The organism is Marinobacter sp. BW6 (assembly GCF_008107725.1).
GTDB lineage: Bacteria > Pseudomonadota > Gammaproteobacteria > Pseudomonadales > Oleiphilaceae > Marinobacter.
The window spans coordinates 1,441,330-1,457,171 of the sequence record NZ_VIRN01000064.1; the positions used below are offsets into that span (position 1 = coordinate 1,441,330).

The 15,842-nt window shown below is 56.6% G+C and carries 11 protein-coding genes; 8 read left to right on the top strand and 3 right to left on the bottom strand.

What is annotated here, in order from left to right; all coding sequences use genetic code 11:
• Positions 1 to 161 precede the first annotated feature (161 nt).
• The 4 genes from FMN52_RS15295 (at position 162) to FMN52_RS15310 (ending at position 6,982) form a co-directional block, all read left to right on the top strand.
• Positions 162 to 2,672 carry a S8 family serine peptidase gene (locus FMN52_RS15295; protein WP_162525036.1) on the top strand — a complete coding sequence of 837 codons (2,511 nt, stop codon included), beginning with the start codon at positions 162 to 164 and terminating at the stop codon, positions 2,670 to 2,672.
• The gene (locus FMN52_RS15300) at positions 2,672 to 3,145 is read left to right on the top strand and encodes a protease complex subunit PrcB family protein (RefSeq protein ID WP_148609432.1); all 474 of its coding nucleotides are present in this window, start codon (positions 2,672 to 2,674) and stop codon (positions 3,143 to 3,145) included. Before FMN52_RS15295 ends, FMN52_RS15300 begins: the two co-directional genes overlap by 1 nt.
• Positions 3,146 to 3,212: 67 nt before the next feature.
• A complete protein-coding gene (gene parE / locus FMN52_RS15305; RefSeq protein ID WP_148609433.1) occupies positions 3,213 to 5,108 on the top strand; it encodes a DNA topoisomerase IV subunit B in 1,896 nt (631 codons plus the stop codon).
• A gap of 95 nt (positions 5,109 to 5,203) precedes the next feature.
• Entirely contained in the window at positions 5,204 to 6,982 is a 1,779-nt protein-coding gene (locus FMN52_RS15310; RefSeq protein WP_148609434.1) for an SLC13 family permease, read from the top strand.
• Here FMN52_RS15310 and FMN52_RS15315 read toward each other — a convergent pair.
• Positions 6,977 to 8,263 (bottom strand): EAL domain-containing protein, encoded by a 1,287-nt coding sequence (locus FMN52_RS15315; RefSeq protein ID WP_148609435.1) that lies wholly within the window; start codon positions 8,261 to 8,263, stop codon positions 6,977 to 6,979. The genes FMN52_RS15310 and FMN52_RS15315 overlap by 6 nt on opposite strands.
• A gap of 516 nt (positions 8,264 to 8,779) precedes the next feature.
• Between FMN52_RS15315 and FMN52_RS15320 the strand changes: the two genes are divergently transcribed.
• Together FMN52_RS15320 and FMN52_RS15325 are read left to right on the top strand one after the other, a co-directional pair.
• Positions 8,780 to 9,325 carry a cytochrome b gene (locus FMN52_RS15320; RefSeq protein WP_148609436.1) on the top strand — a complete coding sequence of 182 codons (546 nt, stop codon included), beginning with the start codon at positions 8,780 to 8,782 and terminating at the stop codon, positions 9,323 to 9,325.
• A 70-nt stretch (positions 9,326 to 9,395) separates the two neighbouring features.
• Positions 9,396 to 9,977, top strand: a complete 582-nt coding sequence (locus FMN52_RS15325; protein WP_148609437.1) for a YceI family protein — start codon at positions 9,396 to 9,398, stop codon at positions 9,975 to 9,977.
• A 34-nt stretch (positions 9,978 to 10,011) separates the two neighbouring features.
• Here FMN52_RS15325 and FMN52_RS15330 read toward each other — a convergent pair whose 3' ends face one another.
• The gene (locus tag FMN52_RS15330; RefSeq protein WP_148609438.1) at positions 10,012 to 11,649 is read right to left on the bottom strand and encodes a methyl-accepting chemotaxis protein; all 1,638 of its coding nucleotides are present in this window, start codon (positions 11,647 to 11,649) and stop codon (positions 10,012 to 10,014) included.
• Positions 11,650 to 11,777: 128 nt separating this feature from the next.
• Entirely contained in the window at positions 11,778 to 12,020 is a 243-nt protein-coding gene (locus tag FMN52_RS15335) for a hypothetical protein (RefSeq protein ID WP_104320166.1), read from the bottom strand.
• Positions 12,021 to 12,298: 278 nt separating this feature from the next.
• On the opposite strand from FMN52_RS15335, the gene parC reads away from it, so the two are divergent.
• Both parC and serB read left to right on the top strand, forming a co-directional pair.
• A complete protein-coding gene (parC, locus tag FMN52_RS15340) occupies positions 12,299 to 14,608 on the top strand; it encodes a DNA topoisomerase IV subunit A (protein ID WP_148609439.1) in 2,310 nt (769 codons plus the stop codon).
• Complete coding sequence (gene serB / locus FMN52_RS15345) at positions 14,601 to 15,833, top strand: phosphoserine phosphatase SerB (protein ID WP_148609440.1); 1,233 nt, start codon at positions 14,601 to 14,603, stop codon at positions 15,831 to 15,833. The genes parC and serB overlap by 8 nt, the downstream gene beginning before the upstream one ends.
• Positions 15,834 to 15,842 lie beyond the last annotated feature (9 nt).

Consider the following 15,842-nt stretch of genomic DNA (forward strand, 5'->3'; position numbering starts at 1 on the left):
GTGTTTGGTATACCCTAGGAAACAAAGACGACCTGCATCCAGTGGCCTGGCCTATGAATTCGTTTGTCCCCTCACATTTGGTCCCGATTTTCTTCCTTCTTCTCCTTGCGGGTTGCGGTGGAGGCAGCAGTGGCGACGGCCTGGACTCGCAGGAGCCTGGGTTGAGTGGCACGATTACAATTGAAAGTGGAACGCGAGTTGATTCGGATACGGCAGACGACAGCCGGCTTAACGAAGCGATTTCCAACAATTCATCCAGCACTGCTCAATTAGTGCCGTCAACAGGTATTCTGGGTGGCTATCTGAGTAATACCTCTGGCCGCTATCCGGATTCTGACGAATTCGTATTTGAGTATGTAGTCGATGGACAGGATACATTTCGCGCCGATCTCGCAGCGGGGAGCACCATTGCCGTTCAGGTTTTCCGGGACTCGGACTTCCCGGCCCCCACGATTACGCTGTCGGTTGCCCAGGGCGGGGCACTCGTAGACTCAGCGTCCGGGACAGGCAGTACGCCCTTAATGGTCAGCGCGCCCGATGAGGGGCCCGCAGAGATAAGTGTTGGCACCGCCAGTGGCGGACCATTCCGATACGTGCTGTCTGTTTCGACAGCCGGCGTCAATAATTTCCAGGGTTCTCATTACAGCCAACCGGAGTTTGTGCCAGATGAGGCCATTGTGCTGATGTCGTCAGAGGGGCAGGGGAACGTGAATTCGCAGGGCCTGGCCCGAGCCTTGTCGGTCTCATCCGCGAAGTCACTTGGGCAGGGTGCCTGGTTGGTTAGGCGTAATCCTGTTGGCGCAGTCGCTTCGCAATCGTTCGGCTCTGTAGGTGGCCTGCGGGATGAGACGCTTCGTTGGATCGCCGAACTGAAGGCGGAGCCCGGCGTTGAGGTGGCAGAGCCAAATTATGTCTACCGGGCTCAGACGGACCGCGATCTTTCTTCTCTTCAGTGGAACCTGCCTCTGATCAGTCTGCCTCTCGCCTGGCAGGCTGCACCGGCCCGAGGTAGCTCTATCGGGGTCGCTGTGATGGATACCGGCCTGTTTACGTCTACCCCCCAAACCTATGGGAACTGGCACCTTGATTTGGATGCGAATGTTGTTCCGTTCAGTTCCGACAGAATCCTGGATTATGTTTCTGCCGACCTGGACATAGATCCGCAGTTCAATGATCGGTTGGGCTATGACAATAATCCTGCCGACCCGGGCGACGGCAAACCTCAGAGCAGTAACTTCCACGGTACCCACGTTGCAGGCATTGTTGCGGCTCTGGCGAATGGCGAAGGCGTGAATGGGGTGGCTCCAGAGATCAGCCTGTGGCCAGTCAGGGTATTGGGCAGGGACGGAGCAGGAACGCTTGATGATCTCGTCGCGGCGATGAACTGGGCTGCCGACAATCCTGATATCGACGTTATAAACCTCAGTCTTGGAGGCGTTGGCCCGAGCACCGTTTTGGAAGCAGCCATAAACCGGGCGGATGGAAATGGAAAGCTGGTTGTCGCTGCGGCAGGCAACCAGGGTACCGATGAGTTGACCTATCCGGCAGCCTTCGAGCGAGTAATTGGCGTTGGCGCAGTCGATGCAGGCAAGGTACGGGCCTCATATTCCAATTTTGGTGGTTCCGTGGATCTTGTTGCCCCGGGTGGGGATGCGACCAGAGACGCGAATCTGGATGGCAATGCCGACCTGGTCATCAGCACCTGGGGTGTTGACGACGGTGGCGAGTTCATCCGCTCTTATGCAGGACTGCAGGGCACTTCGATGGCTGCTCCGCACGTTGCCGGGGTTTATGCCTTGATGAAAGGTGCTAACGCTGAAGCTGTTACTCCCGGCCAATTTCGAGCGTGGCTGGCCAGCGGTAGGCTGACAGAGAGCGTTGGTAGCAGTACCGAATATGGAGCCGGTCTGATAAATGCGCTTAGGTCGGTTGACGCGGCCCTCGACGGATCAGTGAATACGATTGTCCTCTCCTCGCCCTCCGCAATCGAGTTTGATCTGGCGCGTTTCAGTAGCGATCTTGGCTTTACCGTTTATCCCGAAGGGGAGTCGGTCGTGGTTGATGGTGTAGCCTTCAATACCGATCTGATCACGCTTGAGCCGGCTCCTACGGTCGGAGATGCTCTGCCGGACTCGGTGGCAGTCTCAGTGGTAGAGGCAAATATCGTTGAAGGACAGAGTTATGCCACTACAATCGAAATCGATTACAGTGCCGGAGCCGATTCGGGAACCATTGAAGTCCCGGTTTCCATAGACCTCAGGGCATTGACTGACGAGCGAGATGCGGGTCGTCATTACGTGTTGCTGGTAAGCCCTGATGTAAGCCGTGAAACCATAGAGCAGCGCGTGGTGACGGCGCGTGATGGAAGCTACAGCTTCTCGTTCGATGACATAGAGCCCGGGGAGTATTTCCTGGTAGCGGGAACGGATACGGACAACAACGGTTTTATCTGCGAGAGCGGCGAGGCGTGTGCCGAGTACCCGGTGAACGGGTTGCCAGAGAAGATTGTCATCGGGGAAGAAAGGGTCACCGGCGTCACGCTCAGCACAAGCTTCCGGCGCCCGACCATCGCGTCCATGGGGCTGCCACGTCTCGGTTTCGAAGGCTATCGTCTGAAAAACCTTGGAAACACCGCCGCTGAACCAGTAAGAACCCTGGAGACCAATCGTTGATGCCCATACATGCTCGCGTTTGTTGCCTGCTGGTAGCAATGTTTCTTGCGTCTGGTTGTGCGAGTAGCCGCTCGGAAACCGAAGAAGGTGGTCCCTTGGCTCGCCAGATCACCCAGTCCGCTCACTGTGGTCTTACGGCTCCCGGTCAGGTTCACCTGACAAGTCGTGAAGAGGTTCAGCGTCTGGAAGCTCTGCCCGGACGAAACCTCTCCCTTGAGTCTTTGAAAAATATCGACTTTGAGAGAGAACACCTCGTTCTGGCGGCAATTGGCCAGAAGCCGACCGGGGGCTTCGGCGTAACCCTGGATTCCTCCGAGATCCGGAGCGGAACTCTGGAGTTGAGGGTCAGAGTGACCGAGCCAGCACCCGGAACCATCGTCACTCAGGCGCTAACTACCCCCTGTGCGGTCATCGCGGTGACCGCTGAAGGCTGGGATGGTATCCAGATCACCCGCGCCGAAAACAACCGTTGATCTTTCTTCACGAATCCCTAAGCTATGGCTCAGCTTTTCATATCAATCGCGGAGTCAGTTCCTGCCCATGAGCCAGCAACAATATAACGCCGATGCTATTGAAGTACTGAGCGGCCTGGACCCGGTGCGCAAGCGCCCGGGGATGTACACAGACACCAGTCGGCCCAATCACCTGGCGCAGGAAGTCATTGATAACAGTGTGGATGAGGCGCTGGCGGGCCACGCCAAGCGTATCGACGTGGTGTTATACAGTGACGGCTCTCTGAGTGTTGAGGATGACGGCCGGGGCATGCCAGTGGACCTTCACAAGGAAGAAGGTCTGCCTGGTGTGGAGCTCATCCTGACCCGCCTCCACGCTGGCGGCAAGTTTTCCCAGGGCAATTACAACTTTTCCGGTGGCTTACACGGTGTCGGTGTTTCCGTTGTCAACGCACTGTCTACCCATCTGGAAGTGACTATCAAGCGAGATGGCCAGCTGCACCGGATGACCTTTGCCAACGGTGACAAGGCTTCAGAGCTCGAAGTGATCGATACTGTCGGCAAGCGCAATACCGGCACCCGCCTGAAGTTCACGCCCGACGTAAGCTATTTCGATAGCCCCAACTTTTCTGTTAGCCGGCTTCGCCACAACCTGAGGGCAAAAGCGGTTCTGTGTCCGGGTCTTACGGTGACTTTCCACCAGGAGAAAACTGGCGAGAAAGACGAATGGTTCTATGAAGACGGGTTACGGGACTATCTGCGTACCGCTCTGGCAGATATTGAGGCGGTGCCACTGGAACCGTTCACCGGCAGCTTTTCCGGTAACAAGGAAGCGGTGGACTGGGCGATTCAGTGGCTGCCTGAAGGTGGCGAAGCCATCATGGAGAGCTACGTCAACCTGATTCCCACGGCCCAGGGCGGGACCCATGTAAACGGACTGCGCACCGGTTTGCTGGAAGCCATGCGCGAGTTCTGTGAGTTCCGCAACCTGTTACCCCGTGGCGTTAAGCTCTCACCCGAGGATATCTGGGAACGGGCAGCCTATGTTCTGTCCTTCAAGATGCAGGAGCCACAGTTCTCGGGGCAGACCAAGGAGCGCCTGTCTTCTCGGGAAGCTGCTGCGTTTATCTCCGGAGTCGTGAAGGACGCCTTCAGCCTCTGGCTCAACCAGCATACCGATGTGGCCGAAGCGCTTGCCGAGCTGTTTATCAGCAATGCACAGCGTCGCTTGCGGGCCAGTAAAAAAGTGGCCCGCAAGAAAGTCACTTCGGGCCCGGCACTGCCTGGCAAGTTGGCGGACTGTTCTGGCGGCGATACCGCCCGTTCCGAGCTATTCCTGGTTGAGGGTGATTCCGCGGGTGGTTCTGCCAAGCAGGCCAGGGACCGGGAATTCCAGGCGGTCATGCCGCTACGGGGCAAAATCCTCAATACCTGGGAAGTGGACTCCGGCGAGATCCTGGCGTCCCAGGAAGTCCATGACATTGCCGTTGCCATTGGCGTGGATCCCGGTTCTGACCAGCTGGATGGCCTTCGGTACAACAAGATATGCATCCTCGCAGATGCAGACTCCGATGGCCTTCACATTGCCACCCTGCTGTGCGCCCTGTTCGTCAAACATTTCCGCCCGGTGGTTGCCGCCGGCCACGTGTTCGTGGCCATGCCGCCGCTTTACCGGGTGGATCTGGGCAAGGAAACTTTCTACGCCCTGGACGAGCACGAAAAGCAGGGCATTATCGACCGGATTGCGGCTGAGAAGCGCAAGGGCAAGATTTCGGTCACCCGTTTCAAGGGCCTGGGTGAAATGAACCCGCTGCAGCTGCGCGAAACTACCATGGCTCCGGACACCCGCCGCCTGGTTATGCTGACCATCGAGGACGGCGACGATACCGACAGCCGCATGGACATGTTGCTGGGCAAGAAGCGCGCATCCGATCGGAGAGCGTGGCTGGAGGCCTACGGCAATATGGCAGACATCGAGGTCTGATATACTCTAAGGTGCTATAAAAAGCATCCTTTATTCTTTCTCTGTATTCTGCAAAGTCGTTATCCTGCCAGTTTTCTGATCGGGAAGAACCGTTGATGGACTGGCAAGGCTGGTTTGCGCTGGGCCTCGCAGGCACCGCGCTGATACTGATGAGTGCAGGGCGATTTGCGCCCCATCTGGTGATGATGGGGGTGCTCGTGGTGCTCAGTGCCAGTGGAATTGTTTCAGCGGATCAGGCTCTTGCCGGTTTCAGTAACAGTGGCCTGATTACCGTGGTCGCCATGTTCGTAGTGGCGGCGGGTATTCACCATTCCGGTGGTGTCGATCTGCTGGTACACCATCTGCTTCGCAATCCCAAGACCGTCCGGTCTGCCCAGGCACGGATTGCGCTCCCGGTATCCCTTCTGAGTGGTTTTCTCAACAATACCCCGGTTGTTGCCACCATGATTCCGGCGGTGCATGCCTGGTCCCGAAAAATCGGTATTTCGCCGTCGAAATTGATGATACCTCTGAGCTACTCCGCCATCCTCGGGGGTACTCTCACGCTGATCGGCACCAGCACCAACCTGGTCGTCAATGGCCAGTATCAGCAGCTGACCGGCGAGCAGGGGTTCTCCATCTTCTCCATTACTGCGGTCGGATTGCCGGTAGCCATAATTGGTGTCGCGGTCCTGTTGCTGGTGATGCCCAGGGCACTTCCGGATCGCAAGGATCAGCAGAAATTCGGCTCTATGAGGGAATTTACCCTGGAAGTTGCGGTGTCATTTGACGGTCCCCTGGTCGGGAAGACAGTAGGTGAGGCCGGGCTTCGAGAGCTGGAGAGGCTGTATCTGGTCGAGATTGAACGGGATGGCAGCGTGGTCACCGCTGTGCCTTCGGAGGAGCGGCTTCGAGGCGGCGACCGTCTGGTGTTTGCTGGCGATACCCAGGCCATTTCCGACCTCCTGCGGATAAACGGTATTGTCCCGTCAGTCCATGAAGACGAGCCGAGTTTGAGCAAGGACCGGGCGGAACGGCGCCTGGTGGAGGCGGCATTATCACCCCAGTCCGATGTGTTGGGCCTGACCATTCGCGATGCCCGCTTCCGGGACCGTTACGGTGCTGTTGTGCTGGCTGTTGCCAGGGGTGGGGAGCGTGTTTCCGGTAATCTGGGGAATATCCGCCTTAAACCCGGCGATGTGCTGCTTCTCGAAGCCCGCCCGGCGTTTGTGAGCCGGCAGCGCTATAACAAGGACTTCCTGCTTATTAATGATCTGGAAACCGAGACACCGCGGCATGACCGGGCGTGGCTGTCCTGGGGAATCCTGTTGGTGCTGGTGGGTCTGGCTGCCTGTGGCACCCTGAGTATGCTTAACGCGGCCCTGTTGGGCGCCGCAGGAATGATTCTGACCGGCTGCTGCTCGGTGGGCCAGGCCCAGAAGTCCGTGGATGTGCCGGTGATCCTTACCATTGCGGCTTCCTTTGCCATGGGCGCGGCCCTGGAGCAGACCGGGGCGGCAGGCTTTGTGGCTGCAGGCATCCTTGAATTCAGTCAGGGCGACGTCCTGTTAACGATCATGCTGGTTTATCTCGTGGTGTCGGTCCTGACCGAGGTTATTACCAACAATGCGGCGGCGGTCCTGGTCATTCCCATCGTTCTGTCGATGACTAACAGTATGGGCGTGGCCGCTGAGCCGTTTGTGATCGCGGTGATGATGGCCGCGTCCGCCAGCTTTGCCACGCCGCTGGGGTATCAGACCAACATGATGGTATTTGGGCCTGGTGGTTACCGGTTCAGTGATTTTGTGCGGGTCGGTTTACCCATGAACGTGTTTATTGGTGCCGTTACCGTTGTGGTTATTGCCGTGGTCTACGACATCACTCCCGGTCTATGAGTGCGGTTCCGTCGGGTTGGCGAGAATGTCGCAGCACAGCACCTGAAGCTTTCCATCCTGATAATATCCCAGTGACAGGGTCACGCACATATAGGCCCCGGTGACGCAAAGATACGGTGCTGTGACGTGCAGGCTTTCCGGTTGGGCCAGGGCTTGGCGAAGATACTGCTGGCGGTACCAGTCCGCGCTGCTGGTGCTCTCCAACGGCTTGAAACGCGGGTCCATGCTGCGGGTACCGGCGTCGGAAACCAGGGTGTCATCTATCTGGACGCCCTTGTCATCGACCAGATAGCAGCGGGAGACCGCAGGATGGTTCAACAGTTCCAGACAGGATTGTTGCATGCTCATTCCACTGCGAAGCTTCGTGATGGCATGGTCAAAAAAGCCGCTGAAAAAATCGAGCAATTGCCGTGTCGGGTCCAGGGTAACCTGGTTGCGGGTCTTGTATTCCTGCAACAGGTGGTCGAAATCTGCGGGCGCATGGGCCAGCTGATCAAGGTCGGTGCTCGGTCTGCGGAAATAGAAGCCCTGCACGAAGTCAACGCCAGCATCGATGGCAATCATCGCCTGATCCCGGGTTTCCACGCCTTCCAAAAGAACCAGGCAGCCGGACTGGTGCAGCAGTGACACAATGCCGTTCAGAATCTGGCGGGCCTTTTGATCGTCTGTCGCCCGGGTCAGCAGTTTTCGGTCCAGCTTCACGATGTCCGGCGACAGGTTCCAGATCCGCTCGAAATTGGAATGGCCGGCGCCGAAATCATCAATGGCCGTGAGGCAGCCCAGCTTTTTGTAGTAGGCAACCGTTTCCCGCAGTCTTTCTGCATCGTCCGTTGGTTGCTCGACGATTTCCATCACAATGCGGTGCGGCGGGAGTCCGGTCTTGGCGAGCAGTTGCCCGAAAAACGAGTCGGCCTGGCTACCGCCGGTCACCACTTGTGGCGATACATTGAGGAAGAGCCAGTTCAGTTGATCGCGGATGCCACTGTAGTTGCGTATATGCAGGTAGCGGCAGAGACGGTCAAGGAGCAGATTCTCCGTGTCGGAAGCCGGTAACTGAAAAAGATGGAGCGGGAGGACTGCAGAGTTATCGGTATCAAAGGCCCTGATCAGCGCTTCATAGCCAACGATGCGCTTGTGCGAAATGCTGTAGATCGGCTGGAGCGCTGTTCTGAGGGTCAGTCCGCGAAAATCGGCAGTCCATGTGTCACCTTCCCTGTTCAGCATAGGGGATAACAGTTCCACTTCCGGAGCTGTCAGCTTTTCGGGGAGGCGCTTCGACATAGATGATTCTGGTTGAATTAACGAACGCATCAGCCGCCCCAGTCTGGCGCCTGAACTGTCTTATATAAGTACAGGTAACGCGCGAAAACTCGCGAAGTTATTGATACTTGGAGGGAAGATTGCCAAAAAAACGCGTTTATTACCACTGTTTCATGTAGAAACTGGAAACGGTTTGTATCTTTCGCTGTCTGGAGAAGCGAAGGAAGGCCCAGCGGTCCGGGGGACCGCCAGAGAATCAGTTATTGCTGGGTACAACCACGCTTTCGTCGAATTCGAATTCCATGTCCTGTCCTCTCGGTCAATGAGGCCCCCGACGGGGCATCCAGATATGTATTAAGTCTATCGTTGCTATAATTTTGAACAATCCGTAAAACCCGTATACGACCAAAGGCAAAAGGCCGGAGATTGGTCAGAATTTCTGATGTAACGCTGCAAAAGATTTTGATTTTCTTCACCGGACCGAGTTTCTAAACTTGGCTCAATCGTTTGATCCAGGGAACAGGGTAATTTTTCACCATGCAAATCAGGAACACACCGGCAAGCTACGGTGTCGTGGCTATCACTATTCACTGGCTTGTTGCGCTGGCTGTCTTTGGCCTGTTCGGGCTTGGTTATTGGATGGTGGATCTGTCGTATTACGACGACTGGTATCGCAGAGCACCGGATATCCATCGCAGCATCGGCATTCTGCTTTTGATGGTGATGCTTTTCCGTGTGGCCTGGAGAGGGGTGAACGTTTCACCGGAGCCGTTGCCGGGTCATAAGCGCTGGGAGGTCCGCAGCGCCCACTTGGCCCACCTTCTGCTGTATGTGCTGATATTTGTTGCCATGGTGAGTGGCTACCTGATTTCAACCGCCGATGGTTCCGCAATCAGTGTGTTCGACTGGTTTGAAGTGCCATCAGTCACCGGGCAGATAAAGGGAATGGAGGATACCGCGGGAACCATTCACTATTGGTCGACCTGGGCGATTGTGGGTTTGGCCGTGGTTCATGCGGCGGGCGCCTTCAAACATCATCTTTTTGATCGTGACCGCACCTTACGGCGTATGTTGGGTAAGTGACCCGCCTGCCGTTTGTTTACCGATCGTCTAACGCCCGGGAATCGGGCACCAATGAAATAAGGGAGATAACATGAAAAAAGTTCTGCTTGCCTCAGCCGTGTCGATGGCGATTGTCGGTGCAGTTCAGGCCAACGAACATAGTGGTACCTATGCGTTTGATACCAAAGGCGCCCACCAGTTTGTCACCTTCAAGATTTCCCATCTTGGCTACAGCTGGCTTTACGGGCGTTTCAACGATTTTGACGGCGAATTCGTGTACGACGCCGAGAATCCGGAAAACAGCACCGTCAACGTGACGATTGATACCGGTAGTGTGGATTCCAATCACGCCGAGCGCGACAAGCACCTGCGCAGCGAAGACTTCCTGTATGTCGACGAGTTTCCCCAGGCAACGTTCAAGAGCAAGCGAGTGGTCGTTGATGAAGAAGGGGAGGCCGATATCATTGGCGACCTGACCCTTCGCGGTGTGACAAAAGAAGTCACTCTCGACGCCGAAATGCTGGGCCACGGAGAGGACCCCTGGGGTGGCTACCGCATGGGTTTTGAGGCGGAAACCGAACTTCGCCTGAAAGACTTCGGCATCCCGATGGATCTCGGAAAGGCTTCCGAGACCGTTGAGATCATCATTTCTGTCGAGGGTATCCGGCAGTAAGACTGGCTGACCCTGCCATTGTCAGATTCCGGGCCTAGACCCGGAATCTGCCTGTCTGACTCTCCAGTTCCCTTGCGTAGCCCTCGAGGGATTCACTGATTCCGCCTATGTCCCGTGACCGGCTTGCGCTTTCTGTGGCCAAGTCATTGATCTCAGTAATACTGCGATTGATCTCATCTACCACCTGGGTTTGCTCTTCAGTGGCAGACGCGACGCTGGTATTCATATCTGCAATGTTTGTCATGGCTTCAAGAATGGCCTTGAGCTCAGACTCTGCATCGGTGGCCAGCTTTTCGGTTTCGGTTGCCTCTTTGCTGCCCGTTTCCATTACCGAGACAATGTCGGCAACGCCAGCCTGCAAAGTGGTGATCATTGTCTGAATATCTTCCGTTGATTGCCCGGTTCGTTGCGCCAGGGTTCTGACTTCATCGGCGACAACCGCAAAACCCCGGCCTTGCTCGCCGGCGCGCGCTGCCTCGATAGCCGCGTTCAGTGCCAGCAGGTTGGTCTGCTCGGCGATGCCCCTTATCACGTCCAGAACGGATGTGATGTTGTCGGAATCGTCAGATAGCTTACGGATCACTTCTACTGCTTTTGAAATCTGGGCGGCCAGTCGGTGCACCTGCTCTGAGGAGCTCCGGATAATTCGTGCACCGTTCTTGCCTTTCTCTTCGGCCTCCCGAGTGATTTCAGCGGCCCTCGAGGCATTGCCGGCTACCTCTTCGATCGCGCTCTGCATCTGGTTGATAGCCGTGGCGACCATGGAAATGGAATCTGTCTGTCGGGTCACGCCGTCGTTGTTATCCTTGGCGGCCCGCGCGAGATCCGTCGCTCCGGTGCCCAGTTCCCGGGTGAGCTGTTGGATGGAGCCAATCATCGATTGCAGGTTTTCGAGGACCAGGTTGAAGCTTTTCGCAAGTTTGCCAAGATCATCGTCCAACTCGACAGGAATTCGTTGGGTAAGATCGCCTTCTCCCTGGGCGATGTTGTCCAGTTGATCCCGGAGCGCCTTGATCGAGCTGATAATCATCTTAAGGAAAACCGAGAACAGAAGAACGCTGATAACGATTGCTATGACGGTGATCAGAAGTATGGTGATCGAGCTGCTCTGGCCCTCTGCGGAGGCCTCGCTGGCACGAACCTGGGCCTGGGCATCAGCGTGTGCTCCAACCTCATCAAAATAGTTCCTGAGATTGTCGAAGAGGTTATTTGTTTCACTAGTCGCCAGGGATCTTGCCTCCTCCGGATCTCCGGCTGCTGCTAGCTCAAGAACCCGTTGGGCAGAGTTTAGCCAGCGCTCGTAGGCGGCATCGAAGCCGCGGGCAACATCAGATACCCCGGTGCCCTCAAGCCTGACAACGGCCTTGTTGAAGCGGTCTAGAGCCTGACCGGCGTTTTCATCGAAACTGGCCAGGTAGTTCTCACCTTCCTCGTTGTTGAACTGGGCATCCACATAGCCCATCTGGGCCACTAATGCCTGGTAGAGATCCCGATCACCATTGAGGATTTCGCTGACTGAAGGCAGGTAGGTGTCGGCAATGTTGTCGGTATCAGAGACGAGGTTGCGGACCGTGCTGACAGCAAACAAGCCGATAACGACCAGAGCGACAGCCGTGATAGCGAAAGGCAAAGCAACTTTTACTCGAAGTCCCAGACGTTTGCCAAAATCCATGAGTCTCTCCCGCGTTGCCCAGTTTGGCTTCTTGGCAAGCATAGCAGCAGGAAAGGAATTGTTTTGAGAAACAGTAGAGTAATTGCTCCCGGTCAAATGGACCGGACATGGACCGGGAGCGGAGCGGGTTATCGGGAAGGGTCGGGTGATTCCCTTGGCGTTTCACAGGATTTGCAGAGGTGTCGCTGACGCCAGAATTGCCCTGCAAAGATGACCAGCCAGATCAGCAAACCCGCCCAAAGGTAGGGCTCGGGGACCTGGAAGCTGCCGCTGATTGCAAACTCTACGAGGAGCATCAGTGCCACTGCCAGAACCGCATTTACCATGGCTGTAACCATGGCTTGCCCGCAGGCTTTGATGTTGGGTTTCATAGTGTTCCGCTTGTCAGATAGGTAAAACGGTCTTCTATTCACTGCCGAGGAGAATACGGCCCACGTTACGGACTCTCCATGCGGGAATTCCGCTATTGGAATCAGGCATCTCTGCGACAGGGTGACTGATTTAGCCAATAAATCCGCAGGTTGTTGGTGTATCTGCGCCTTGCTCCATATAATGTCCGCTCCTGTTCACCGGTGATTATTCCGGGCCCAGGGAGTAGCATCACGGACATTCTTCAAATCAGGCAATACAGGCAATCAAAGAGGCATCCATGCCAGAGTTTCAGACAACGGATGAAGGCTTCGAGCGGGTTTCGCTCCGGGATTACACGGAAAAGGCCTATCTCGATTATTCCATGTACGTCATTCTTGACCGGGCACTTCCCAATGTCGGCGATGGCCTGAAACCGGTTCAGCGGCGAATTGTTTACGCCATGTCCGAGCTGGGGCTGAAATCCACCTCGAAGTACAAGAAGTCCGCTCGTACCGTGGGCGATGTGCTGGGTAAGTTTCATCCTCACGGCGATAGTGCCTGTTATGAAGCCATGGTGCTGATGGCTCAGCCTTTTTCCTACCGCTACCCTCTCGTAGACGGGCAGGGGAACTGGGGCTCGCCGGATGATCCCAAATCCTTTGCCGCAATGCGTTACACCGAATCTCGGCTGGCGCCTTTCGCTGAAGTGCTTTTGGGTGAGCTTGGTCAGGGCACTGTGGATTGGACGCCCAACTTTGATGGCACTATGGAAGAACCTTCGGTACTGCCCGCCCGGCTGCCCCATGTGCTTCTGAATGGCACGACCGGTATCGCTGTTGGTATGGCCACCGATATTCCGCCGCACAACGTGCGGGAGGTGACCGCGGCTTGCATACGCCTGCTGGACCAGCCGGAGGCGACGGTTGAAGAGCTCTGTGAACACATCAAGGGCCCGGATTTTCCGACTCAGGCAGAAATTATTACCCCTCGGAAGGACATTCGGCAGATGTACGAAACCGGCCGAGGATCGCTGCGGATGCGCGCCCGCTGGATCCGGGAGAGCGGCGAGATTGTGGTCACTGACCTCCCGCATCAAGTGTCTGGTAACCGGGTGCTGGAGCAGATTGCCCACCAGATGCAAACCAAGAAGCTACCCATGGTGGCCGACCTTCGTGACGAATCCGATCATGAAAACCCGACCCGTCTGGTGATCGTGCCACGCTCCAATCGGGTGGATCTCGATGGCCTGATGGCGCATCTGTTTGCCAGCACCGATCTCGAGAAAACCTACCGGGTCAACATCAATGTGATCGGTAACGATGGCAGGCCTGGCGTCAAGGGTCTGCAGCAGATCCTTACCGAATGGTTGACGTTCCGGCGCACCACCGTCATTCGCCGTCTCCAACATCGCCTCGACAAGGTTCTTGCACGCCTGCACATCCTGGAAGGCTTGTTGATCGCCTATCTCAATATTGATGAGGTGATCGAGATTATCCGCACCGAAGACAAACCCAAGGCCGAGTTGATGGCCCGTTTCGGGTTGTCCGCCGATCAGGCTGAAGCCATCCTCGAACTGAAGCTGCGCCACCTGGCCAAGCTTGAAGAAATGAAAATCCGGGGCGAACAGGATGAACTCTCGGCCGAACGGGATGAGCTCCAATCCATCCTGGGTTCCGAGGATCGTCTGCGGGAGCTGATCAAGAGTGAGCTGCAAGCGGATGCGGAAACCTTTGGCGATGACCGTCGCTCACCGATTGTCGAGCGTGAAGAGGCTCGGGCATTCAGTGAGGTGGATTTGGTCTCGAACGATCCTGTTACCGTTGTGCTGTCTGAAAAAGGCTGGGTTCGCGCAGCCAAGGGGCACGACATTGAGCCGGAGGGGCTGAGCTATAAAGCCGGTGATCGTTTCTCCCTCGCAGCAAAGGGGCGCAATAACCAGCAGGCGATTTTTCTCGATTCCACCGGGCGCGCCTATTCGCTGATGGCTCACAGTCTGCCCTCTGCCAGAGGGCAGGGCGAGCCGCTGACCGGGCGAATCAACCCGCCCTCGGGCGCAAGCTTCTCGGGTCTGTTGATGGGGGATCCGTCCCGCAAGGCGTTGTTGGTTACCGACGGCGGCTACGGGTTTGTGACATCGCTCAATGATATGATCAGCAAGAACCGCAATGGCAAGGCGGTTGTCAGTGTTCCAAAAGGGGCGAAGATCATGCCTCCGGTGGGCATACCGACCACGGAGAAAACGCTGTATCTGGGGGCGGTGTCCAACGAGGGGCGCATGCTGGTATTTCCGCTGAACGAACTGCCGGAACTGGCCAAGGGTAAGGGCAACAAGATCATCAGCATTCCCTCTGCCCGGGTCCAGAACCGGGAAGAGTATGTGGTGGCGGTGGCTGTATTTGCCCAGGACGACCAACTGGAAATCCGGGCTGGAAAGCGCAAAATGGGACTGCAGTTCAGTGACCTTGAACACTACCTGGGTGAGCGAGGCCGTCGCGGCCATAAGCTGCCCAGGGGGCTGCAACGGGTTGATGGCATTGAGGTGATTCCTTCTGCTGCCCGGGCGCAGGAAGAGGCGGGCTCTGACAGCGAGGGTGCCGACAGTGAGTGAACTGGTACTGATTAATGTCTCCGGGCGCGACAAGCCCGGCCTGACGTCGGAAATCACCGGCATCATGGGGCGCTATGATGTGCGCATTCTGGATATTGGCCAGGCGGTCATCCACGATCATCTCACCTGGGGCATCCTGATCGAGATTCCGGATGAATCCAAATCCTCGCCCGTCATAAGGGATCTGCTGTTCCGGCTCCATGCCCTGGATCTGCAGGTCCGGTTTGCGCCGATCACGGTAGAGGAATACCAGTCCTGGGCCGCGGCTCGGAACCGCGCCTGCTACATCGTGACCCTGCTGGCCCGTGATATCAAAGCCGAGCAGATTGCCCGGGTTTCTGCCATTACCGCTCGCCACGGATTGAATATCGATAACATTTCGCGGCTTTCCGCCAGGCCCTCGCTGAACGCCTCCGATAACCGAATTGCCTGTGTCGAATTTTCGGTGCGTGGCACGCCGTCGGATCTCGAGCAACTGCGCGCGGATTTCCTTCATATTGCCGGCGAGATGAATGTGGATATCGCCTTCCAGGAGGATTCCATTTTCCGGCGCAATCGTCGCCTGGTGGTCTTTGACATGGATTCCACGCTGATCGAAGCCGAGGTGATCGACGAGCTTGCCACAGAAGCCGGTGTCGGCGAGCAGGTGGCGGAGATTACTGAGAGGGCGATGCAGGGCGAGCTGGATTTCAGTCAGAGTTTTGCCGAGCGTATCGCGCTTCTGAAGGGCCTTGATGAGTCGGTGCTTGAGGGTATCGCCTCCCGGTTACGAATGACCGAGGGGGCTGAGCACCTGATTCTCAGTCTCAAGGCACTGGGTTATCGTACGGCAATCCTGTCCGGCGGATTCACCTACTTTGCCCGTCATCTGCAGCGCAATCTCGGGATCGATTACATCTATGCCAACGAGCTGGAGATCGAGAACGGCAAAGTGACCGGCCGGGTATCCGGGCAGATCGTGGACGGAAAGCGGAAAGCGGAGTTGTTGTTGGAGATCGCCGAGAAAGAGCATATCTCAAGGGAACAGGTTATTGCCGTAGGTGACGGCGCTAATGACCTTCCAATGTTGAGCCAGGCCGGCCTGGGTGTCGCCTTCCGGGCCAAGCCGCTGGTCAAGGAATCAGCTCGTCACGCGATTTCGACCCTTGGGCTGGACGCGATCCTATATCTGATTGGTTTCCGGGAGAGCGAAACCAACCAGAGTCTGGGAGATGCCGACTTCTGAGCCGTTCAG